This is a genomic window from Paraconexibacter algicola (assembly GCF_003044185.1).
GTDB lineage: Bacteria > Actinomycetota > Thermoleophilia > Solirubrobacterales > Solirubrobacteraceae > Paraconexibacter > Paraconexibacter algicola.
This window is the reverse complement of sequence record NZ_PYYB01000001.1, coordinates 157663-179421: the sequence shown is the minus strand read 5'-3', so window position 1 is coordinate 179421 and position 21759 is coordinate 157663. Positions and strand designations below refer to the sequence as shown.

The 21759-nt window shown below is 78.6% G+C and carries 15 protein-coding genes; 9 read left to right on the top strand and 6 right to left on the bottom strand.

The features are described 5' to 3' along the window. Nucleotides 1-14 precede the first annotated feature (14 nt). From C7Y72_RS24100 to C7Y72_RS00795, 9 genes are read left to right on the top strand one after another with little or no spacing between them, the layout of a single operon-like run. Nucleotides 15-149: a hypothetical protein gene (locus C7Y72_RS24100; RefSeq protein ID WP_284690343.1), complete on the top strand. Its 135-nt coding sequence runs from the start codon at nucleotides 15-17 to the stop codon at nucleotides 147-149. Continuing rightward, on the top strand, nucleotides 146-3142 hold the full coding sequence (locus C7Y72_RS00830; RefSeq protein ID WP_146175204.1) for a hypothetical protein: 2997 nt from the start codon (nucleotides 146-148) through the stop codon (nucleotides 3140-3142). Before C7Y72_RS24100 ends, C7Y72_RS00830 begins: the two co-directional genes overlap by 4 nt. Continuing rightward, entirely contained in the window at nucleotides 3139-3567 is a 429-nt protein-coding gene (locus C7Y72_RS00825) for a phage tail protein (protein ID WP_107566729.1), read from the top strand. Before C7Y72_RS00830 ends, C7Y72_RS00825 begins: the two co-directional genes overlap by 4 nt. Next, entirely contained in the window at nucleotides 3564-5354 is a 1791-nt protein-coding gene (locus C7Y72_RS00820; RefSeq protein WP_107566728.1) for a CIS tube protein, read from the top strand. Before C7Y72_RS00825 ends, C7Y72_RS00820 begins: the two co-directional genes overlap by 4 nt. Beyond that, nucleotides 5351-7069 carry a VgrG-related protein gene (locus C7Y72_RS00815; protein ID WP_107566727.1) on the top strand — a complete coding sequence of 573 codons (1719 nt, stop codon included), beginning with the start codon at nucleotides 5351-5353 and terminating at the stop codon, nucleotides 7067-7069. Before C7Y72_RS00820 ends, C7Y72_RS00815 begins: the two co-directional genes overlap by 4 nt. After that, a complete protein-coding gene (locus C7Y72_RS00810; RefSeq protein ID WP_107566726.1) occupies nucleotides 7066-7467 on the top strand; it encodes a GPW/gp25 family protein in 402 nt (133 codons plus the stop codon). The genes C7Y72_RS00815 and C7Y72_RS00810 overlap by 4 nt, the downstream gene beginning before the upstream one ends. Beyond that, on the top strand, nucleotides 7464-9446 hold the full coding sequence (locus C7Y72_RS00805; RefSeq protein ID WP_107566725.1) for a putative baseplate assembly protein: 1983 nt from the start codon (nucleotides 7464-7466) through the stop codon (nucleotides 9444-9446). The genes C7Y72_RS00810 and C7Y72_RS00805 overlap by 4 nt, the downstream gene beginning before the upstream one ends. Then, a complete protein-coding gene (locus C7Y72_RS00800; protein WP_146175203.1) occupies nucleotides 9446-10111 on the top strand; it encodes a phage tail protein in 666 nt (221 codons plus the stop codon). The genes C7Y72_RS00805 and C7Y72_RS00800 overlap by 1 nt, the downstream gene beginning before the upstream one ends. After that, nucleotides 10108-13032, top strand: coding sequence for a PASTA domain-containing protein (locus C7Y72_RS00795; protein ID WP_107566723.1), 2925 nt, complete (start codon nucleotides 10108-10110; stop codon nucleotides 13030-13032). Before C7Y72_RS00800 ends, C7Y72_RS00795 begins: the two co-directional genes overlap by 4 nt. A gap of 266 nt (nucleotides 13033-13298) precedes the next feature. Here the strand turns inward: C7Y72_RS00795 and C7Y72_RS23670 are convergent, their stop codons facing one another. The 6 genes from C7Y72_RS23670 to C7Y72_RS00765 all read right to left on the bottom strand — a co-directional run bounded on the left by C7Y72_RS23670 (nucleotide 13299) and on the right by C7Y72_RS00765 (nucleotide 21716). After that, the gene (locus C7Y72_RS23670; protein ID WP_199223818.1) at nucleotides 13299-13760 is read right to left on the bottom strand and encodes a hypothetical protein; all 462 of its coding nucleotides are present in this window, start codon (nucleotides 13758-13760) and stop codon (nucleotides 13299-13301) included. Then, the gene (locus C7Y72_RS00785) at nucleotides 13760-15820 is read right to left on the bottom strand and encodes a serine/threonine-protein kinase (protein WP_107566722.1); all 2061 of its coding nucleotides are present in this window, start codon (nucleotides 15818-15820) and stop codon (nucleotides 13760-13762) included. Before C7Y72_RS00785 ends, C7Y72_RS23670 begins: the two co-directional genes overlap by 1 nt. Continuing rightward, a complete protein-coding gene (locus C7Y72_RS00780; RefSeq protein ID WP_107566721.1) occupies nucleotides 15817-16164 on the bottom strand; it encodes a hypothetical protein in 348 nt (115 codons plus the stop codon). Before C7Y72_RS00780 ends, C7Y72_RS00785 begins: the two co-directional genes overlap by 4 nt. Nucleotides 16165-16454: 290 nt before the next feature. Then, a complete protein-coding gene (locus C7Y72_RS00775) occupies nucleotides 16455-18365 on the bottom strand; it encodes a hypothetical protein (protein WP_107566720.1) in 1911 nt (636 codons plus the stop codon). Further along, nucleotides 18358-19554, bottom strand: a complete 1197-nt coding sequence (locus tag C7Y72_RS00770) for a M50 family metallopeptidase (RefSeq protein ID WP_107566719.1) — start codon at nucleotides 19552-19554, stop codon at nucleotides 18358-18360. The genes C7Y72_RS00775 and C7Y72_RS00770 overlap by 8 nt, the downstream gene beginning before the upstream one ends. Then, complete coding sequence (locus C7Y72_RS00765; RefSeq protein WP_146175202.1) at nucleotides 19551-21716, bottom strand: PASTA domain-containing protein; 2166 nt, start codon at nucleotides 21714-21716, stop codon at nucleotides 19551-19553. The genes C7Y72_RS00770 and C7Y72_RS00765 overlap by 4 nt, the downstream gene beginning before the upstream one ends. Nucleotides 21717-21759 lie beyond the last annotated feature (43 nt).

Sequence of the window (21759 nt, the reverse complement as noted above, 5' to 3'; positions counted from 1 at the left end):
CTCAGCAGGAGCTGATGGCTGAGACGGCCGTGATCGCCCAGGCGTTCGGCTGGTCGCTGGACGCCATCCTCGACCTCGAGCACCGCGACCGCCGCGCGTTCGCGGCGCACGCCCGCGCGGGCGGGTCGCACGACACGGGAGCACGATGAGCACGCCGCCCCCCGGATCCCGCCCGCGCGTGCCGATCGGGCTGCGTCCCGCGCCGAGCGCGGTGGCGCGGCTCGCCGCGCGCGCCGACGCCGCCGAGGCCCGCATGGCCGGCGGCCACATCGCGCTGCGGCGCACGGCCGGGCGCGCGTCGTCGGTGCTGCGGCTGGCGGCACCCGTGCTGCCCCCGACCGTGCTCGCGGCCGCGCTGCCGCCCGAGCCCGTCCCCGCGCCGGTCCCCGCTCCCGCGCCGGTCCCCGCGGTGCCCGCGCCCCCGGTCGCCGCTGCGGCACCGGTCCCGGCGGCGTGGACGATCGACGAGGGGTGGGTCGACGCCGACGGCGTCCCCGTGCCCGAGGTCGTCGCCCCGGAGCCGGAGGGGCTGATCGCCACCGCCGACCCGGGCGTGCCCGCCTGGGCCTTCGCCCCGATCCCCGACGAGGCCGCCCCGGCGGTCGCGCCGGCGGCCGCTGCGGCGCCCGCCCCGGCGGCGGCACCGCCGGTCCCGGTCGCGCCGGTCCCGGCCGCGGCTGCCGAGGCGCCCGCTCCGCGCCGCCCCTCGCGCCTGTCCTCGACGCGGGCGACCCCGCCGCGCCCGGCCGCGCCACGGCCCGCCGCCCCTGCCCCGGCGGCGGCGACCGCGCCGCCCGAGCCTCCCGCGCCGGAGCCGAGCCCGCCGGCTCCGGCGGTGCCCGCCGCCGCTGCGGCGACGGCCGCGGCCCCGGCCGCTCCGGCGCCCGCGCCCGCGGAGGCGTCGGTCGACACGAGCCGCGGCACGATCATGCCGCCGCCGCCGCACATCAACGAGAACATCTGGCGCGCGCTCCTGGCCGAGGACTACGGCCCGATCGCCTGGGAGCTGCCGATCGACCCGAACGCCACCGACGTGTACGCCAAGCGCCCCGAGCGGGCCCGTCGCGCGCGCATCATCGAGCCCGGCAGCCCGACGCCCGAGCCCGTGGCGGCGTCCGAGCCCGTGGCGGCGCCCGAGCCTGCGGCGGCGCCCGAGCCTGCGGGGGCGTCCGAGCCCGTGGCGGCGTCCGAGCCCGTGGCGGCGCCCGAGCCTGCGGCGGCGCCCCAGCCTGCGGCGGCGCCCCAGCCTGCGGCTGCTGCGCCCGATCCCGTGGCGCCCGAGGCGACCGACCGGTCCGACCGTGGCTCCGACGACGAGCCCGACCCGCCCGCCGCGGGACCGACCGTCGCCGCGACGCCGGACCCGGCGACCGCCGACGCCCCGGCCCCGCCGCTCGTCGAGCAGGCGGCCGCCGACCCGCAGCGTCCCGAGGTCCCCGGCCACCCGACGGCCACCGAGGCCGCGCCACCGCCGACCGCGACGGACCGTCCCGCCCCCGCGGACGAGCCGGTCGCTGCCCCGCGCGGCCCCCGCCCGGAGGCCACCGGGGCGGTCACGCCGGCCCCGGTGGCCCCCGACGCCCCGCGCCCGGCCGTTCCGGCCCGCGCGGGCCGCGCCGAGGCCACCGCGCCCGACGCCGCATCGCGCCCGGTGGCCCCGGCCCGGTCCGGCGGCGCCGTGTCCGACGCCGCTCGCCCCGCGCCTCCCGCCGTCGTCGCGGCTGCGCCGGCGACGCCCGCGGCGGACATGCCGGTGCCCGCCCCGCCGGCCGGCGCGGTCCTGCCAGAGCGCTCCGCGACCCCGGTCACCGAGCTTGCACCGGCGGTCCTCGAGGACGCGCCGCCCACCGCCGCCGCGCCGGCCGACACCGCGGCGGTCCCCGCCCTGCTGCAGGACGCCGCCGCACCGGCGCCGGCGATCGACCCTGCGGGCCCCGCGCCGGCTCCGGCGCCCGTCGAGCCCGACGCCGACCTCGGCGACCGCCGGCCCGCGTCGATGGTCGACCGGCCGACGGGCATCTCGCTCACCCCGCCCGGTCCACCGTCCTTCTCCTCCGCCGTCGCGCCCGCCGCCCCCGTCGCCGCCGAGGCCGCGACGTCCGCGGACGCGGCGACCGACGTCGCCGCCACGCCCGCACCCGACGGGCCCACGATCGCCGCGCCCCGCTTCGACGATGCCGTCCGCGGCCTGCAGCGCCCGGTCCTCCGTGCGCCCGAGCGCCGACCGGTCCGCGCCGTCCTGCGCCGCCCGGAGCCGCCCGCGGCGACGCCCGCCGGCCCCGGGTCCGAGGAGGCCCCCCGCCGCGCCGGCGCGTTCGCGCGGCTCGGCCGCCTGCTGCGCCCGAGCGCCCGTCCGGCGCCCGCCCGGCCCGCCGCGGCCGCGCCCGCCCGCGCCGTCGTCCCCGTAACGCTCGGCGCCATCCCGCGCCCGACCCCGGCCGCAGGCCCCGCCGCGCGGGCCACCGTGCGGCCGGTGGCCGCGCCCGCCGCCGCGCCGACCGCGCTGCTGGAGGTCGCCCCCGCCGCGGTCGAGCTCGCGCAGGGCGACGCCGACCGGGTCCCGTCGACCCCGGTCTGGGCCGAGCAGGCCCGGCAGGTCGCGGTCCGCCTCGCCGACGCGCCCGCCCCGGAGCCCGCGCCCGCACCGCTCGCCCCGCCGGTCCCCAGCGCCGCGCGGCGGCCCGTCGCGACGCCCCGGGTCGCCGCGCCGTCCCCGCCCGCCGCGGCCAGCCCTGGCGCACGCCCGTCCACGCCGGTCGCGGCCGGGCGCTCCGGCCCGCCCGCGGGCCAGCCGCCCACCGGTCACGCGTCCGGCGGCGGGCCCGGCAGCAGCGGGCCGGACATGCCGTCCGGCGGCGGACCCTCAGGGCCCGCCGGTGCCGGCGCGGACGCCGGCGCCGACGGCGACGGCACCGCGCCGACACCGACCGCCCCGACGGCCCCGGCGCTCGCGCCGGCGGCCGGCGGCACCGCCGACATCGCCGCGGGCGCCACGGCGCGCGGCGGCGCGACCACGGCCGGCGCGCCGTCCGGTCTGCGTTCCGAGCTCGCCTACGACGACCTGCTCGCCCGACTGCGCCGCACGGTCCGCGACGACCGCGACCGGCTCGGCATCGGCCCCGACGACCCGCTGCGCCCATGACCCCGCCGACCATCGACACCGACCAGCGCTACACGTTCGTCCTCGAGGTCGTGGGCCGGACGCTCGGCAACTTCGCGAGCGTCCAGGGCCTGGAGGCGACCGTGCAGGTCTTCGAGTACCGCGAGGGCGGCAACAACGACCTCGTGCACCGGCTCCCCGGCGCGGTGAGCTACCCGAACCTCGTGCTCTCCGGCGGGATGATGACCCCCGCGCTGTCCAGCTGGTTCCGCGAGACGCGCCTGGGCGCGACGCGCCAGGAGGTCACGCTCACCCTCTCGGCGGACGGCCAGGTCGTGCGTAGGTGGTCCTTCGCCGACGCCTTCCCCGTCCGCTGGGTCGGCCCGACGTTCGACGCCGGCAGCGGTCGCGTCGGCGCCGAGGTCGTCGAGATCGCCCACGGTGGCCTGACGGAGCTCCCGACATGACCGACGACGCGAAGACCCCGGAGGAGGAGCCCCAGGACCGGGACGGCGCGAAGCCCGCGCCGCCCGCCGACGCGTCGACCGGGAGTGGCACGCCCAAGCCGCCGCCCGGCGTCACCCCGCCGACCGCCGACGCGGTCATCCGCGACCCGAAGGCCGCGACCGAGGCCGCCGCACGCGGCTCGGCCGGCGGGGCGGCCGGTGCGGCCGCGTCCGCGGCAGGCGCCGACGCCCAGACCGCGGCAGCCGCATCGTCCGCCGCGAGCACGGCTGCCGGTGGCGGCACCGCGCGCTCGGCCGCGTCGTCCGCCGCCGGCGTCGACCCGCAGGCCGTCGCCGCCGCCAACGCGGCGGCCGACCGCGCCGCGGCCGCCGGGACCCCGGCGGCGCCGGGTGCACCCGGGGCTCCGGGCGCTCCGGGTGCTCCGGCCGGCGGGGCAGGTGCTCCGGGCGCCGGCGCCGCGGGCGCTCCCGGTGGGGGTGCCGCAGGTGCTCCCGGTGGCGGCCCCGCGGGCGCTGCCGGTGGTGGTGCCGCGGGCGCGGGCGCAGCAGGTGGCGGCGGTGCCGCGGCCGGTGGTGCCGGTGCCGCGAAGGGCGGCGCCGCCGCGCCCGGCGGGGCCGCGGGCGGCGCGCCCGCCGCCGGTGGCGCACCGGGCGCCCCCGCGCAGGACACGTCCTCCGGTCCCCCCGCCGACCCCGCGCAGAAGAAGCCCGGCCAGGCGGCGGCACAGCCGGCCGGCGGCGGCGGTGCGGGCGCGGCCGGGAAGCCGTCGGGGCAGGCCCCCGCCGGACCCGCAGGCGGCGCCGCCGACACGACCTCCGGTCCCCCGGCCGACCCTGCCGCGAAGAAGCCCGGGCAGGCGGCGGCCCCCGGCGCCGCCGCGGGCGGAGGTGCCCGCCCGGCGCCCACCGCCACGCGCGCCGCCGCCGCCGGTGGCGCCAGCGGTGCGGCCGCCGGTGCCGCCGCGGGCGGTGCAGCCGGCGGCGCGACCGGTGCCGCGGGCGGCCAGCTCGTGCCCGCCGGCCCGCGCGCGGTCGAGCCCGCGGCGACCGGCCGCCCGGGCGGCGCGCCCGCGCGCCCCGCCGCGATGGCGAAGCCCGCCCAGCCGAAGCCGACCACGGTCCAGCGGGCGTCGCTGGAGATCGAGGGCCAGCAGAAGATCGACGTCCTCTTCAACCCGGCGCAGTACGCGATCTCCAAGACCAACGCGTACCACGTCACCCCGGTCCCGGGCACGAGCCTCGCGCGCACCCAGTTCGCCGGTGGTCACCCGCGGGAGCTGCACCTCGAGCTGCTGCTCGACGTCACCCTCTCGCGACCGGCGAAGACGAGCGTGCGGCCGATCACCGACCGCCTCTTCAAGATGATGGAGGTCGTGCCCCCGAAGGGCGGCGGCGCCGTCGCCGGGCACACGCCCCCCACCGTCACGTTCCGCTGGGGCGCGGTCGAGACCTTCAAGGCCGTCCCGACCCGGCTCGAGGTCCAGTACGTCCTGTTCCGGCCCGACGGCGAGCCCGTCCGGGCCTGGGTGCGCCTGTCGCTGCTGCAGGTCGCCCCCGCCGACTCGCGGTCCAGCTCCAGCACGCCGAAGGCGCAGAACCCGACCACCCGGGCCGACGCGATGCGCACCGTGCACGTCGTCACGCTCGGCGACTCGCTCCCCTCCGTCGCCTACGCGATGTACGGGGACGCCACCCGCTGGCGCGAGATCGCCCACGCCAACGGCATCGACGACCCCATGAACCTGCGACCCGGGAGCCGGCTGACGGTCCCCGCCATCGACGCATGAGCCCCGCCGACTCCGCCGTCCTGGCCCCCGGCATCGACGTCAAGCTCGGCGGCAGCCCGCTCGACCCGCTGATCGCCGCGCAGCTCGCGCACGCCGAGATCGACCTCGCCACCGGCCTGCCCGACCGCGCGACCCTGCGCTTCAACGACCACCGCCACGAGCTCGTCGACCATCGCGCGTTCGTGATCGGCGCGAAGCTCGAGATCAAGCTCGGCGCCGCCCTCCAGCGCACCGCCGCGACCGTGTTCGTCGGCGAGGTCGCCGCCGTCGAGGTCGAGTTCGGCGGCGAGCTCGGCACGACCATCGACCTCGTCGCGTTCGACGCCACCCACCGGATGCACAACACGGTGGCGTCGCGCACCTTCAAGCAGGCGAGCGCCCGCGACGCGCTGCAGAAGATCGCCGCCGAGCACGGCCTCAGGGTGGGGTCGATCGACACGGTCGTCGCCCCCGCCAAGCTCGAGACGATCGACCAGGTCGCCGAGAGCGACTGGCGGTTCCTCACCCGCCTGCTGCGCGACGCGGGCGGGCGCCTGCAGTCCGACCTCGGCACGCTCACCGTCGTGGAGGTCGGGGCCGCCGCCCGCGGCGCCCGCGAGATCGAGCTCGCCTGGGGGCAGGGCCTGCTGCGCTTCCGCCCCCGGGCCTCCGGGGCCGGCCAGCGCAAGGAGGTCGTCGTCACCCAGTGGGATCCCGAGCAGAAGCGCGAGACCGTCGCCAAGGCGCCGGTCCCGAAGACCGCGCCCGCCCTCAAGCGTCCCGCCGCGACCGGGCGCGTCACGTACGCCATGCGGCCCGGCGAGGGCACGAAGACGACCGAGCCGCTCGCGAAGGCCGCCGCCGCGGAGGTCGCCCGCCACTTCCTCGAGGCCGAGGCCGTCGCCCACGGCGACCCGCGGCTGCGGCCCGGCGCCACCGCGAACGTCACCGGGGTCGGCAAGCGCTTCGGCGGCAAGCACGTCATCGTCGGCGCCACGCACGTCTTCCACGCCGCCGGCGGGTACGTCACGCGGCTGCGCCTGGGCGGCGGCGAGAGCAGCCTGCTGCAGGACCTCGGGTCCGCGCCCGCCCGCCGCGCCACCGACCAGCTCGTCGTCGGCGTCGTCACCAACACGAAGGACCCGAAGAAGCTCGGGCGCGTGAAGGTCAAGATCCCCGTCCTGGAGGGCCTCGAGACCGACTGGGCGCGCGTCGCGCTCGGCTCCGCCGGGGCCAACCGCGGCACCTACCAGCAGCTGATGGTCGACGACGAGGTCGTCCTCGGCTTCGAGCACGGCGACATCGAGCGCTGCTTCGTCCTGGGCGTCCTGCACAACGGCAAGGACAAGCCCGACGCGGCGATGGTCGACCCCGCAACCGCGATCGGGATCCGGCAGGACAAGGACCTCGACGCCGCGTTCAAGGGCAAGGCGCTCGTCGCCACCGACAAGGGGATGACCGTGAAGGCCGCACAGGGACCGCTGGAGCTCACCGCCAACAAGGCGATGACGCTGAAGTCCGAGACCGCCGCCATCGCGATCGAGGCATCCGCCTCCGACGTGAAGGTCGACGCGAAGGGCCAGATCGCCATCAGCGGCGTCAGCGCCGTGAAGATCAGCAGCACCGCGCAGCTGAGCATCGAGGCCAACGGGCCGCTCAAGCTCAAGGGCGCGATCGTCGAGATCAACGCGACCGCGATGGCGAAGATCTCCGGGGCGACGGTGATGCTCGGATGAGCGGCCTGCTCGGCAACGGGATCGCGTTCCCGCTCGGCGTCGACCAGCGCGGGGCGCTCGCGCTCGCGCGCGGCGACGAGGACGTCGCGCAGGCGATCGGGATCATCCTCGCGACCGCGCCCGGCGAGCGGCCGATGCGCCCCGAGTTCGGCTGCCGGGTCCACGACCACGTCTTCGACCAGCTCGACCCCGAGACGCTGGGCCGCGTCGAGGGCGCCGTCCGCGAGGCGCTCGACCGCTGGGAGCCCCGCATCGACGTCGAGGCCGTCGACTTCGACCTCGCGCGCGCCGACGAGGGCGAGCTGCACGTCGAGCTGACCTACCGCCTCCGGGAGACCGGGAGCATCCGCAACCTCGTCCACCCCTTCTACCTGATCCCCGCCGAGGACCCCGCGTGAGACTGCCCGAGATCGAGCTCGACGACCGCCGCTTCCAGGAGCTCGTCTCCGAGGCGCGCACGCGCATCGCGCGCGTCTGCCCGGAGTGGACCGAGCACAACGTCTCCGACCCGGGGATCACGCTCATCGAGCTGTTCGCGTGGATGACGGAGATGACGATCTACCGGCTCAACCGGGTGCCGGACAAGGTCCACGTGCAGCTGCTCGACCTGCTCGGCGTCCGCCTGCGCCCGCCGGCGCCCGCGCGCACCGACGTGCGGATCCTGCTGTCGGCGCCGCCGGACGAGCCGATCGAGATCCGCGCGGGGGAGACCGAGGTCGCCAACGTGCCCGCGTACGGGGCGCCCGAGGTCGTCTTCCAGGTCTCCCAGGGCCGCGTGATCGAGCCGCTGCAGGCGTCCGCGTGCGTGCTCACCCGCTCCGGCGAGGTGCGCGTCGTGCCGCTGGCCGACGGCATCGCCCGGCCGGTCGGACCGGACCAGGCGGCCTTCGCCACCCCGCCGCAGCCCGGCGACGCGGTCCTGCTCGGCTTCGAGCCCGCCCTCGACGGCCTCGTGCTCGAGCTCGACGTCGAGGCGGAGTCCGCGCGCGGCGCGGGCGTCGACCCCGACCGTCCGCCGCTGCGCTGGGAGGTCATCGCCGCAGACGACCGCTGGGAGCCCTGCGAGGTCCTGCTCGACACGACCGGCGGCTTCAACTTCGGCTCCGGTCGCATCGTGCTGGCGCTGCCGCCGGAGAGCACCCGGGCCTCGTTCGGCGGCGAGCGGCTGCACTGGATCCGCTGCCGGCTGCTCGACCCGTTCGAGGGCGGCGGCGCCTACCAGGAGCCCCCCCGGCTGCTCGGCGTCGGCGCGACCGTGATCGGCGCGACCGTCCCGGCCGAGCACGCCACGCGCGTCGAGGAGGAGCCGCTGGGGGAGAGCGACGGCACCGCCGGCCAGACGTTCGAGCTGCGCTCCGCCCCGATCCTCGCGCCGCGCGGCGACGAGGTCCTCGAGGTGCGCGTCTCGGGCGGTCGCTGGCAGCCGTGGCAGCCGGTCGAGAGCTTCGCCGACGCGGGCCCGGACGACCACGTGTACGTCTGCGACCCGGCGACCGGGACCGTCGAGCTCGGGCCCGCGCTGCGCCAGCCCGACGGCAGCTGGCGCCGCCACGGTGCGGTCCCGGAGAAGGGCGCGCTGCTGCGGATGCGCGCCTACCGGCACGGCGGCGGCCGCGAGGGCAACGTGACGGCCGGCGCGCTCTCGGTGCTGAAGAACGGCCCGTCGGGCGTCGCCGAGGTCGTCAACCCGCGGGCGGCCGCGGGCGGCGTGGACGCCGAGCCGCTGGACAGCGTCCGCGCCCGCGGGCCGATGGAGCTGCGCGCCCGCCACCGCGCGGTCACCGCGGAGGACTTCGAGCACCTCACGCGCGAGGCGTCCCCACGCGTGGCGCGCGTCGTCTGCGTGCCCCCGGACGAGGGCTCGGCGATCGCGGTGCGGCTGCTGCCGACCGTCTTCCCGGCCGACCGCCCGCTCACGTTCGAGGAGCTGCAGCCGCCGCGCGACCTGCTCGAGGAGGTCGCCGCGCACCTCGACCAGCGCCGGCTGCTCGGCGCCACCGTGCACGTCGCGCCGGTCCGGCTGCGCGCCGTCAGCATCGTCGTCGACGTGCAGACCGAGCCACTCGCCGACACCGAGCGCATCCGCGAGGAGACCGAGCAGGCGCTCTACACGTTCCTCAACCCGCTCGTCGGCGGCACCCCGGGCGAGATCGGCACGGGCTGGGAGTTCGGCCGCACGCTCAACCAGGGCGAGCTCTACGGGGTCGTGCACGCGGTTCCGGGCGTCGAGTACGTCCGGCTGCTGCGCGTCTACGAGGCGGACCTGCGGACCGGCAAGCAGGCGCCCGAGCCGGCCGGCACCCACGTGGTGCTGCAGCCCGACGAGGTCATCGCCTCGGGCCGGCACGTCGTCAAGGCCACGATCCGGGGGACGTGATGACGCTCGTCCCCGTCCGCGAGGAGCGCGCAGCCGCGCCCACCGGCAGCCCGGAGGCGGCGCCGCCGTCCGTGTCGGGACGACGCCGGCTGCGCGACGGCCTGCCCGAGCTGTACCGCGAGAGCGAGTTCACGATGCGGTTCGTGCTCGGGTTCGAGGAGGTCCTCGACCCGATCGTCGCGACGCTCGACTCGCTCACCGCGCACTTCGACGCGGACCTCGCGCCGCCGCACGCGCTCGCCGGCCTGGCGACGTGGCTCGGGGTCGACGAGGTCGAGGCGCTGCCCGCGAGCCGCCGGCGCACCGCGCTGCACCGGGCCGGGGAGCTGGCGAGGCTCCGCGGCACCGCGGAGGGGCTGCGGCTCGTGCTCGACCTGTTCTTCCCCGACGTGCCGCTGCGCATCGAGGACCACGGCAGCGTGCTGATCGGCGAGGAGGCGGGCGATCCGCCGAAGGCGAAGGCGGCGGCGTTCGACGTGTACTCCGACCGGCCGCTGGAGCCCGCGATGCAGCAGGCGATCGCGCAGTGCATCGAGCGCTGGAAGCCCGCGCACGCCCGCCCGCGACTGCGCGTGAAGAAGGGCAGCGCCACCACGGTCGACATGCCCGCCGCGACCCCGACCCCGCTCCCGACGCAGGACGACACCCCGGAGCCGCCCGCGTGACCTCGGGCGTTCGCTGCGGCAGCTGCGGGAAGGACAACGCTCCGGGACGGGACTTCTGCGAGTTCTGCGGGGAGTACCTCAGCTGGGCGCCGACCGGGTACCTGCCCGCCGTCGGGGCCGTCGGGGCCGTCGCGGCGGACACCACCGGCGAGGACGCGGCCGCGACCACGGAGACGCCCGGGGCGCCCGCGGCCGTGCCGGACGCCCCGGCAGCGGAGGCCGGCGCCGGGGAGGACACGCTCGTCGCGGACGCACCGCCCGCGACGGAGGGCGCGGTCGAGGCGGACCCGCTCGCCGCCGCGCCCACGCAGGACGCGCCGCCGCCCGCCCCGGACGCGCCCGGGGCAGACGACGACCCGGCGGTCCCGGCCGCCGCGATCCCCGCGCCCGAAGAGGCCGTCGCCGCTGCGACGCTCCCCGTCGAGGCGGTCGCCCCGCCCCCCGCGCCCGCCCCGCCCGTCGTCACCGGGGACGCGTCGCTGGTCCTCGAGGCCCAGACCGAGCTCGGCGCCGCCGGCGTCCCCGCCTGCGACGCCGGCCTGCCCGTCTCCTTCGACCTGCGGATCCGCAACGAGAGCCGCATCGTCGACAACTACGCGATCCAGGTCGTCAGCTTCCCCGAGGGCTGGGTGAACGTCGCGCCCGCCGAGGTCTTCCTCGTGCCGGTCGGCTCGGGCAACGACAGCGAGCAGACGATCCGGATCGACATCACGCCGCCGCGCAGCCCCGAGGCGACCGCCGGCATCTGGACGTTCGAGATCCTCGCCTTCTCGCGCGCCACCGGCCAGGTCGCCGCGCGCGCCGTCGCGCAGCTGGAGATCCGGCCGTTCACCGCCTGGACGACCGAGGTCGCCCCCGAGCTGGCGACCGGCCGCCTCAAGGCGCAGTACCGCGTCGCGGTCCGCAACGAGGGCAACGCGCCGATCGACCTGTGGCTCGTCGCCACCGACGAGGCCGGGCGCGTCCGCACGAGCTTCGACGCCGACCGCGTGCAGCTGCTGGCGGGGGAGATCCGCCTCGTGAAGCTCACGGCGCGCCCGCGGATCCCGCTGCCGGTCGGCCCGCGGCTCACGCACCGCCTGGGGATCGAAGCGCTGCCCGCCCCGCCCGAGGAGCCGCAGGACGAGGAGGGCCGGCTCGCCCAGGCCCGCTCGTCGCTGCTGGAGGCCGCGAAGACCGGCTCGGTCGACGCGAGCGACAAGGGCGTCGCCGTCAAGGCGCCGCGGTCGCCGCTGCGCCGCCCGAAGACCCCGAAGCTCAAGCTCGACCTCGGCACGCTCGCCCGCCTGCGCGCGGAGGACAGCCCGGCGGCGCTGGCGGGCCGCGTCGTCGTCTACCGGCAGCGGCCGCTGGTGCCGCTGTGGCTCGTCGGGCTGCTCGCCCTGATCGCGGTCGCCGCCTACGTCGTCTACACCCGGCTGCCGGACGAGGTCACCGTCCCGCGCGTCGTCGGCGCACGGGACACGTTCACCGCCGACAAGCAGCTGCGCGCCGCCGGCCTCGTGCTCGCCCAGCCGGTGCAGCAGCGCGTCGACCAGGACGCCCCGCCCGGCAGCATCATCGGCCAGAGCCCCGAGCCCGGCGCGGAGATCGAGCGCGGCTCCAGCGTCACGCTGCAGGTCGCGGCGGGCACGCCGCAGGTCCGCACCCCGCGCCTGGCGGGCCTGACCCGCACCCGCGCCGACGAGCGCCTGCGGGCCGCCGGGCTCACGCTCGGGGTGGCCGAGCCGCCACGCTCACCGCTGACGTGGATCGTCGACCGGCAGATCCCGCGCGCCGACCTGCCCGTCTCGCGCGGCACGCCGGTGATGGTCTTCCTCAAGGCGCCGAAGACGAAGAAGAAGGCGTCCTCGTCCTCCGACGGGGAGAAGAAGACGACGACGACCCGCAAGACCGTCGTGGTCCCCGCGATCGCCGGCAAGAGCGTCGACGACTACGCCTCGGCGCTCGAGGAGGCGGGGCTGAAGGTGCGGCGCGTGTCGGTCACCGCGAGCGTGCCCGCCGGTGCGCTGATCAGCGTGACGCCGGAGCCGGGCTCCAGCACCAAGGAGGGCTCGACGGTCCGCCTGGAGGTCTCCGACGGCAGCCCGACGATCGCGGTCGAGACCGACGGGCTGGTCACGTTCCTCGACCCGATCGGCGGCAAGGAGCTCGGCCGCCTGCCGGCAGGGGAGGGGACGGCGGTCGAGCCGTCGTGGGCGCCGTCGGGCAAGAACGTCCTGTACCGCGACGGGCAGCGGCTCGTGCTCGGCCCGAGCGGCTCGGGCGGCGAGTCGCGCACCGTCTACAGCGGGTCCGACAGCCTGCGCGACGCGGTCGTCGCCCCGCGCGGCAGCAGCGTGGCGATGCTGCGGGTGGAGGAGGAGGACGGCGACCTCTGCTTCGGCAGCCTCGCCGGGCGCCGCCTGACCCCGCGCTGCCTGCCCGACGACGGCTGGAACCTGACGGGCCGGCCCGCGTGGCGCCCCGACGGTCGCGTGCTCGTCGTCGGGGCGGTGCGCCAGAGCGACACCCGCGTGATCAGCGTCCGCGCGTACCAGACCGACGAGCCGTTCTCGACCGACCCGGACGACTGGTCCGGCCGGACCGCGGGCGACATCACGGTGCCCGGCAAGGGCGTGCGCAGCGTCGCGTTCTCCCCCGACGGGGAGCGGATCGCGGCGATCACGAACGTCGAGTCGTCGGCGTTCGAGGTGGTCCTCGCCGACGCGGGGGATCTCGAGCTCGTCGACCCCCAGCCGCTGGACGTGCGCGCCTGCGAGGTCGCGTGGCGCCCGGACGGCGGGGAGCTCGCGATCGTGCAGGCCGACAGCGGCTGCACGCAGGAACGCGGGACCGTGCTGCGCTTCGCGCCCGGGTCGCCGCGCGAGACCGCGCGCGTCGCCGACGACGCCCGCGCACCGACCTACCGGCCGAAGTGAGCCGCGCGCCCGGGCGGTGACCCGGGCGCCGGTCCCTCGGCCCGGGCTGCGGCCGCGGTCGGGCGCCGGTCCCCGGGCCGGGCGCCGGCTGGCGTGGCGTGCCGGTCGGCGGCCCGGGCGCCGGTCGGCGCGAGCGGTGCCGGGCCGGGAGGTCGGGTGCCGGTCGGGGCCCGCGGTGGAACCACGTGTCCGCCGACGGCCCGGGCCGGACGCTGCGACGGCGCCGCGGGCGTCGTGGATGGCGGCGGGCTGGACCCGCCGCGTGCTCAGAACTCGTCGATGACCACGCCGCCGCCGCCCGAGCCGCCGCCCGAGCCGCCGCCGGAGGACCCGCCCGAGGAGCCCCCGGAGCTGCCGCCGGACGACGAGCCGCCGCCCGAGGACGAGCCGCCCGACGAGGACCCACCGGACGACGAGCCACCCGAGGACCCACCGGACGACGAGCCGCCCGACGAGGAGCCGCCGGACGAGGAGCCACCACCGGAGGAGGACCCGCCCGAGGACGAGCCGCCCGACGAGGACGACGAGCCGCCGCCGCTGCTCTGCGCGGCGGCGAGCGCGGGCGCTGCCGGCCCGGCGGGCGCGGCGTCGACCGCGATCCGCGACGCGGAGGCGGGCGTGGCGGGGGTCAGCTCGTCCCCGCCGCCCCCGAGGGCGGAGCCGAGCCCGAAGCCGGCTCCCGCGCCCACGACGACGGTGACGGCGACCACGACGACGGTACTGCGCATCAGCTCTTCCCTCCGTATCCGGCGCGGCCCAGGGCGGCCCGCGCGGCCTTCACCGCGTCGCGCGCGCCGGCGATCCGGCCGCGCGCCTGCTCGACCGCGGCGGCGTCGCCGGACTGCGCGGCCGAGCCGTACGCGGACCAGGCGCTGCCGGTCCGCTCCAGCGCGCGCTCGAGGTCGCGCAGCGGCGCGGCCGCCAGCGCTCCGACCTCGGTGTCGCCGATGTCGCCGGCGGCGGACGTGTAGGCGCGGCCGAGGTCGCGTGCGGCGGTCGCCTGCGCGCCGCGCGAGCGTGCCGCGGCGAGGTCCTGCTGCGGGTTCTCGATCGCGGACGAGAGCCGCTGCAGCGCCTGGCCGAGCGCCTGCGCCCCGGCCTCGGTCGGCCCGAGCTCCTGTACGTCCCCGTCGACCTGCACGGAGCCGGCGACCTCCGCGCACGCCGCGCGGTCGGCCAGCGTGCACGCGACCACCACGACGCCGTCGGCGGTCGGCAGCGCGTAGACGTCCGCGGTCGCCCCGCCCGCCTTCGCGCCGCGGTGCAGGACCGCGTCGCCGGCGGCGAGCGTCGCCCGGGCGGGGCCGCCGGCCCCCGGGCTCATCGCGTCGGGCAGCAGGTCGGCGCGCGTGCGCTGGACGCGGCCCACGGCCACGAGCTCGCCCGCGCCGGCGCCCGCGGGCGCGAGCGCCACCGCGTCCGGGCCGAGGCCCGCGACCGCGCGCGGGTCGGCGGTCTCCCAGCCGGCCGGGGCCTGGAGCGTGACACCGGGACCGGCCGCGGTCGCGAGGTCCGAGCCGCCCCCGGCGGCCAGCGCGAGCCCCGCCCCGGCGGCCAGGGCGACGACCCCGGCGAGCAGCGCCGGGACGAGCGGGCCGCGGCCCTCCTCCTCGACCCCGGTGACGGTGCGGGTCACCGCGGGGATCTGCCCGCCGGTGACCGCGGGGACGGGCGCGGGCGTCCGCACCGCGGGCCGGGGCACGGGCGTGGGGGCCGGCGTCGCGGCCGCGGGGGTCGGCGGGGGCGTCGCGGTCGGCGTGCCCGACGGCCGCTCCCCGGTCTCGCCGAGCACCTCGTGCAGCGCGGCGGGCGCGTGGTAGGTCTGGAAGCCGGTGGCGCCCGGCGGCGGCGTGGTCCCGGCGCCGCCCATGGTCGGCGGGCGCAGCGGCGTGTCGGTCTGCGGCGGCAGCTCGCCGATCTCGATCGTGCTGGCGGGCTCCAGCCGCGCGTCGCGCCGCCAGGTCGGGCCGACGAACTCGAGCACCGCGTCCTCGAACGTCGACCAGGCGGCGGCCGCGTCGGCGGGCCGGTCGTCCGGGTCCTTCGCGCACATCGCCGCGACCCAGGCGGCGATCGGCTCGGGGATCATCGGGTCGACCGAGCGGACGTCGGGGACCTCCTCCTGCACGTGCTTGAGCAGGAGCTTCATCGGCGACGGGTCGGTGAACGGCGTCTGACCGGTCAGCAGCTCGAACGCGATGCAGCCGATCGCGTACAGGTCGGAGGCGGGCGTCAGGTCGTCGGAGGCCATCGCCTGCTCGGGCGACATGTAGGCGGGCGTGCCGACCGTCATCCCCTGCGAGGTGAGGTTCGCGCCGCCCTGCGCGGCCTCCCCGGCCTTCGCGATGCCGAAGTCCGCGACCTTCACGTGCCCGTCGGCGCTGACGAGCACGTTCTCGGGCTTGAGGTCGCGGTGGACGATCCCCTGCTGGCCCGCGAGGCCGATCGCGGAGAGCAGCGCCTCGAGCACCCCGGTGGTCTGCGGCAGCGACAGCGTCCCGACGAGCGGGCGCAGCGAGCCGCCCTCGACGAGCTCCATCGCCATGAACGGGGTGCCGTCCTCGTCGAAGTAGTCGTAGACGGCGACGATGTTCGGGTGGCTGAGCGACGACGCGACGCGGGACTCGCGCAGGAACCGCTCGGCCACCGCGGGGTCGCCGACGCTGAAGCCGCCGAGCTCCTTCAGCGCGAGCAGCCGGCCGAGGTCGCGCTGGCGCGCGAGGTGCACGATCGCCATGCCGCCGCGGCCGAGCTCGCGCAGGACGTCGTAGCGGTCCAGGGCACTCATGCCATGACCTTCGTCTGGCCGGGGAACGCGACGATGAACGGGCCGGGCGGCACCGAGTTCGTCAGGCCCTGCAGTCCCTGGAGCAGGACGGGCTTGCCGTTGACCATCACCTGCGGGTTCATCCCGACCTTCGGGACGGGGATCTCGGTCGCCACGACGGTGCACGGCACGGTCGCCGGGGTCGGCGGCAGCGTGCAGCCGACGATCGGCGAGCCGGCGACGTCACCCAGGCACAGGACCGGGCTGCCGTTGGCGAGCACCTTCATCTGCTTGGGGATGAGCGTCACCTGCCCGCCGTGCGGGCACATGATCTTCGCGGAGGCGGTGAGGACGGGCGCAGGCATCGGTGACCGCACGCTAGACCGCGCGCGTGAGAACCCCGAGCGGCTCTGCCCGTCCGACCCGCAAGGCGGCCCGAAGGGGCAGCGCCCCGCCGACGGGCCGCTCGCCGCCGGCCGGCCGCCCCGTCCGAGCGCTCGTTCTGGGTGACCCGCGTGCCACATCAGGGCCCGAGATCACCCAGTACGGCCGGCGCGCGGCCGGCCCGGGCCGTTCTGGGTGATCTCGATGCCATATCTGGGCGCCGGATCACCCAGGACGCCGAGGGTGGCCGGGGCCGGACCGCCGACCGCGCTCAGGAGCCCGCGTCGAACGCCGGCTCGTCGCCGCCGCGGCCCCGCGGCCCCGTGGGCGGGGCGTCGTCGCCCGCCGCGGCCCGGAAGCGCGGCTCGGGGTCCGCCGGCCGGGTGGACGGCCGCTCGGTCGCCGGGCGCGCGGCCGCCCCGTCGCCGGCCGACCGGTCGCTCGCGGTCGCGCCGCGGGTGCCGCTGCGGGCGGGCTCGTCGGCCGGGACGGCGGCCCGGAACGTCGGCTCGCCGGCGAAGCCCGCCCCGTCGGCGGTCGGGTCGGCGTCGCCGGACGACGCCGTCGCGCGGGCGGCGCTGAACCGCGGGTCGGGGTCGACCGGCGCGGCGGCGGGGACGACCTCCACGGGCTCGACGGGCTCCCCGGCCGCGTCGGCGCCGTCGCTCCCCGGGACGACGTCGGGCAGCTCGATCCCGGCGAGCGGGGCGTCGAAGCCGATGTGCAGGTGGTCCTGGTGGCCGGCGTCGGTGAAGTACTCCGGGCCCTCCAGCGGCCACGGCGTGCCGATCTCGCTCGGGCGGATCGCCTCGGGGAGCGACGCGAGCGCCTCCGACAGCTCGCGGGCCGCCGCGTTGGCCGCGGTCACCGGCGCGCCGTCGACCACGGAGATGTCGACCGCCCGACCGACGTAGTGGTTGCTGACCGAGCCGCCCGCGGTGAGGCGTGAGTGGCCCGTCTCGAGCACCGACACGGTGATCGGGTGACGCTCGGCCAGCGACAGCAGGACCGCGCTGACGCGCGGGTCGATCCGCTCGGCGCGGAAGTCGGCGATGCCGTCGCCGTCGAGCGTGATCCGGTCGTCGTCGAGCACCTCCGCGGCGAGCTCGCGGGCCGAGTCGGTCGCCCCGGGCAGGGCGCCGGGCTCGAGCGCGCCGGGGTCCTCGACGGCGGGCACGGTCAGCTCGTCCGGTGTCGAGAGCGCCGGCGCGCTGTCGAGCAGCTCGCGGGCCTCCTCGAGGCGCAGCTGGTAGCGGCCGCGGTACATCTCGGCCGGGCGCTCGACGTCGGCGATCCACCGGCCCCAGGCGCCCGGGTCCTCGACGGGGTCGCCGGCGCCCGCGGCGATCAGCCGGTCGCGCACGGCGCTCGCATGGTCGATGAACCAGGCGAGCTGGAGCTGCGGGTCCTCGAGGTAGCCGCGGTAGGCGCCGTGGTTCCAGATCGACAGGCGCATCTGGAAGAAGCCGACGCTGTCGGCGTCCCCGTAGCTGAGGTTGCGCAGCCCGGACTCCACGAGCGCGGCCATCACGGGCAGCTCTGCGGGCAGCCCGGCCTCCTGGGCGGCGGCGCCCATCCAGCGGGCGAGCTCGGCGCGGCCCGCGCCGTCACCGGGGTAGTCGGTCTGCGGGATCTCGGCGAACGGGTCCGCGGGGATCGCGGCGGCCGCGGCCGCAGGGTCCTCGACGGCGGCGGACGCCGCGACGCCGGTGCCGTCACCGCCCGGGGTCCACAGCGGGTCCGGGGACGTCGCGGCGGGCGTGGTCGGCGGCAGCTCCTCGCCCGGGAGCGGGGCGGTGACGACGGTCCCGGTCGGGGGCAGCGGCTCGGGCGCGCCGCGCAGCACGCGGTCGACGGTCTCGAGGTCGACGGCGCCCGCCGCGTCGCGGACGGCCTGCACCGACGCGTCGCCGTACGTGGTGACGGCGTGCTCGATCGCGGCCGCCTCGACCGCGGCGGCCATGACGACCCCGGCGACGCTCGAGCGCAGCTCCCGCGGCTCGAGCGCCTGATGCCCGGTGGAGCTGTGGTGCAGGCGTAGGGCCATCTCCCCGAGGCCCTCCAGCGCGCAGGCGCCGACCGGCTCGGCGCGGAAGCGGCGCCGGAACCCGGGGTCGCGCAGGAGCCGCTCGACGACGAGCACCGCCTGCAGGTCGGCGCTGGGCAGGAGCGGGTCAGGCACGGGCGAGTCCTCGGTGGCGGAGCGGGCGGCCGAGCAGGTAGGCGGTGGGGGCGACGGCGAGCAGCCAGGCGGGCCCGAGGACCCACCAGCGCAGGTCCTCCGGCAGCGCGCGGCCGAGGGCGCCGGAGGAGAGCGCGACCGTGCCGACGAGCAGCGTGGCGCCGGCGACCCCCCAGGCGACGGTCGCGACGGCGAACGCGGTCAGCGGCCCGCTGTCCGGCGTCACCGGCGTGCCCGCGAGCCGCGCCTGCATGCGGGTGATCGCGCGGCGGCGCAAGTGCGGCTCCCCGAGATGGTCGACGAGCAGGTGGTAGCCGTCGCGGTCCAGCAGCGGGTTGAGGTTCAGCAGCGCCCCGACGTAGGCGGCGACGCACGCCTGGAAGGCGAGCTGCGCGACGAGCGGGTCGGTGGCCAGCAGCGCGACGGTCGCGGCGATCCCGCCGAGGGCGAGGTCGCAGAGCGGCCCGGCGAGCGTGACCGCGGTGCGGCGCCGGCGCGGCTCGAGCCACACGGGGGAGGTGTCGACGTACGCGTAGGGGAAGCAGAGCAGCAGCCGGACGCCGGCGGCGTCGACCGCGCGGCCGCAGCGGGCGAGCGCGAGCCCGTGCGCGAGCTCGTGCGCGACCACGAGCACGGCGCGGAAGCCGACGAACGCGGCGGCCCCGAGGACGAGCCGGTCGTCGACGACCAGTGGGGCTGCGCGACCGCGGACGAGCAGCAGCACCGCGGCGACGAGGCCCGCGACCGCGGCGACGGCGGCGAGCGCCGCGACGGGCCGGCTGACGAGCAGCCGGCCGCCGTGCCGGTACAGCCAGACGATCAGCTCGGGGGCGTGCGGGATCGCGCGCGACCGTGGCCGGGCGAGGCGCGCGAGCCGCCCGGTGGGCCGCTCCCCGGGCCCGGCGGGCGTGACGCCCTGCAGCAGGCCGCGTTCGGCGAGCTCCGCGACGAGCCGGGCCAGGCGCGGCGGCCCGTCGGGGCCGCAGCGCACGGTCGCGGCGGCGACGAGCTCGGCGCTGTCCCGGCGCCCGTCGAGCAGCTCGAGCAGGCCGGCGTCGGCGGCGTCCAGCCGCAGCGGTCCCTCGGGACCGCCCGGGAGCCGCACGACGTGGCGGCGCGGTCCCTCGGCCTCGGGCAGCTCGGCGCGCTCGGCGCGCGGGTGCAGCGCGGGACGCACGACGGCGCTCACGACCCGCCCCGCGGTCCCCGGTACTGCAGCGGCTGGTAGGCGGGATGCCGGCCACCGGTGGCGGCGACGACGACGCGGCGGGGGCGGGCGACGTCGACGCGCGCGACGGTACCCAGCGGCTCCTGGCAGGCGCTGTCGCTCTGCACGACGGCGACCTCGCGCCCGTCGGGGCGCCAGGCGACCTCGCAGGCGCGGACGGGCAGCGCCCCGGTCGTCACGTCGCGTAGGCGGCGGGCGGGGGTGACGACGATCTGGAAGCGGGGCAGCCCGACGTTCGTGACGAGCGCGACGCGCTTGCCGGACGGCGAGTAGGCGCCGGCGATGACGCCGCGCCGGGCGCTGGAGACGTCGGTGGCGATGCGGCCGGTCCACGCGGCCGGGTCGACGGAGAACGCGCGGCTGGTGCGGAACCGCAGGAGCCCGAAGCGCGACCGCTCCCCGCGGCGCACCCCGAAGACGAGCAGCTCCTTGCCGTCGCGCCGCCAGCTGATCTGGCGGCCGAGGTCCCAGGTGTCGTCGCGCAGGCACGCGGGCTCGATCCGTCCGCTGCCGACGCGCGCGAAGCAGAGGTCGCCGTCCCCGGCGCGGCGCGAGATGACGGCGAGGACGTCGCCGGCGGGGGTCGGCGCGAACGCCGGGGTGACGAGGTCGAGCGGTCCGTCGTAGAGGACGCGGCCGCGGTCGGAGAGCCCCGCCGCGGTCAGGAGCAGGCGGCGGCCGATCCGGTAGACGAGGCGCCGGCCGCCCGGCGTCCAGGCGGGTTCGACGGCGTCCCCGGCGCTGGGGGCGGCCTCGGCGGTGGTCCGGCCGGCGACGGTGTCGAGCACCCGGACCGCGCTGCCGGTGTCGAACGCCAGCCGCGGGACGCCCGCGGTGACGAGCAGGCGGACGGTGGCGCCGGCGGGGCGGGCGGTCCCGGCGGCGGGCTCGACGCCGACGAGCCGCCCGGGGCGGCCGGTGCGCACCACGCGGATGACCTTGGGGACGAGGCCGCGCTGCGCGGCCTCGGCGGCGTAGCTCGTGGGGGTCTGGTCGCGCGGGGACGGCACGATGCCCTCCTCGCTGGTGGGCGTCGCGCTGGCGGTGGCGCGCGCTGTCCCGCCGCGCAGGGCGGGCCGCAGGAACACGGCGACCGGGGTGCCGACCGCGGCACGCTGGCGGGCGGACGGCAGCTGGCTCGCGACGATCTCGCCGCCGTCCTGCGGGCGCGGGCGTGCGGGCCCGAGGGTCAGGCCGGCGTCGCGCAGGCGCTCCTCGGCGGCCTTGGACCGCAGGCCGATGACCGACGGCACGCGGAGCAGCCGCTCCCCGACGGCGACGGTCACGCGCACGCGCCCGCCGCGGTCCAAGGCGGTGCCGTCGGCGGGGTCCTGGGCGAGGACGGCGCCGGGCGGCACGCTGGCGTCGGGGCGGCGCTCGACCGCGGGGTCGAGCGCGAGTCCCGCCCGCTCCAGGGCGCGTTCGGCCCCGGCGGCGTCGAGCAGGCCGACGAGCGACGGGACGGTCGCCCGGTCGTCGCTGCGGGCCAGCGACAGCCCGACGGGGGCGGCGATGCCGACGAGCGCGACGGCCGCGAGCAGCCGGGGGACGAGCGGCCGGACGCGCACCGGGAGCTGCGCGGCGACGTGCAGCGACCGGCCGCCGTCGAGCAGGCGGCCGCCGTCGCCGACCCGCAGGCGCCCGACCGCGGTGGGGTTGGCGAGCTGCAGCGGGCCGGGGTCGGGTGCCGGGCCGTCGTCGGGGCCGGGGACGGCGGCGACGGTCACGGTCGCGGTCCGCGCGGCCCCGAGCCGCGGCCGGCGTGCGCGGACGGTCGCGGTCGCGTCGGCGCGGCCGCCGGGCGCGATCCGCAGCGCGTCCGGGACGGCGCGCCCGACGACGAGTCCGTCGGGGTCGGTGAGCAGCAGCCAGACGGTGCGCGGCTCGGCACCGTGGTTGCTGACGGTCAGGGCGATCCGCGCGCGGCGCCGCAGGGCCAGGCGGGCGGGGTGGGTCTCGACGTGGACGAGCCCGTCGGGCGAGCCGCCGGCGGCGGTGGCCGACGCGGCGGTCGGCACGGCGGGGGCGCCGAGCGCGGGGGCGGGCGTCCCGCAGGCGGGGCAGAGCGCGAGCGTGGCCGGCGCGATGCGCGTGCAGGCCGGGCAGCGCCAGCCGACGCTCACGGGCGACGCCTCGTCGACGGGGACGGGCGGGGCAGGGCTCGCG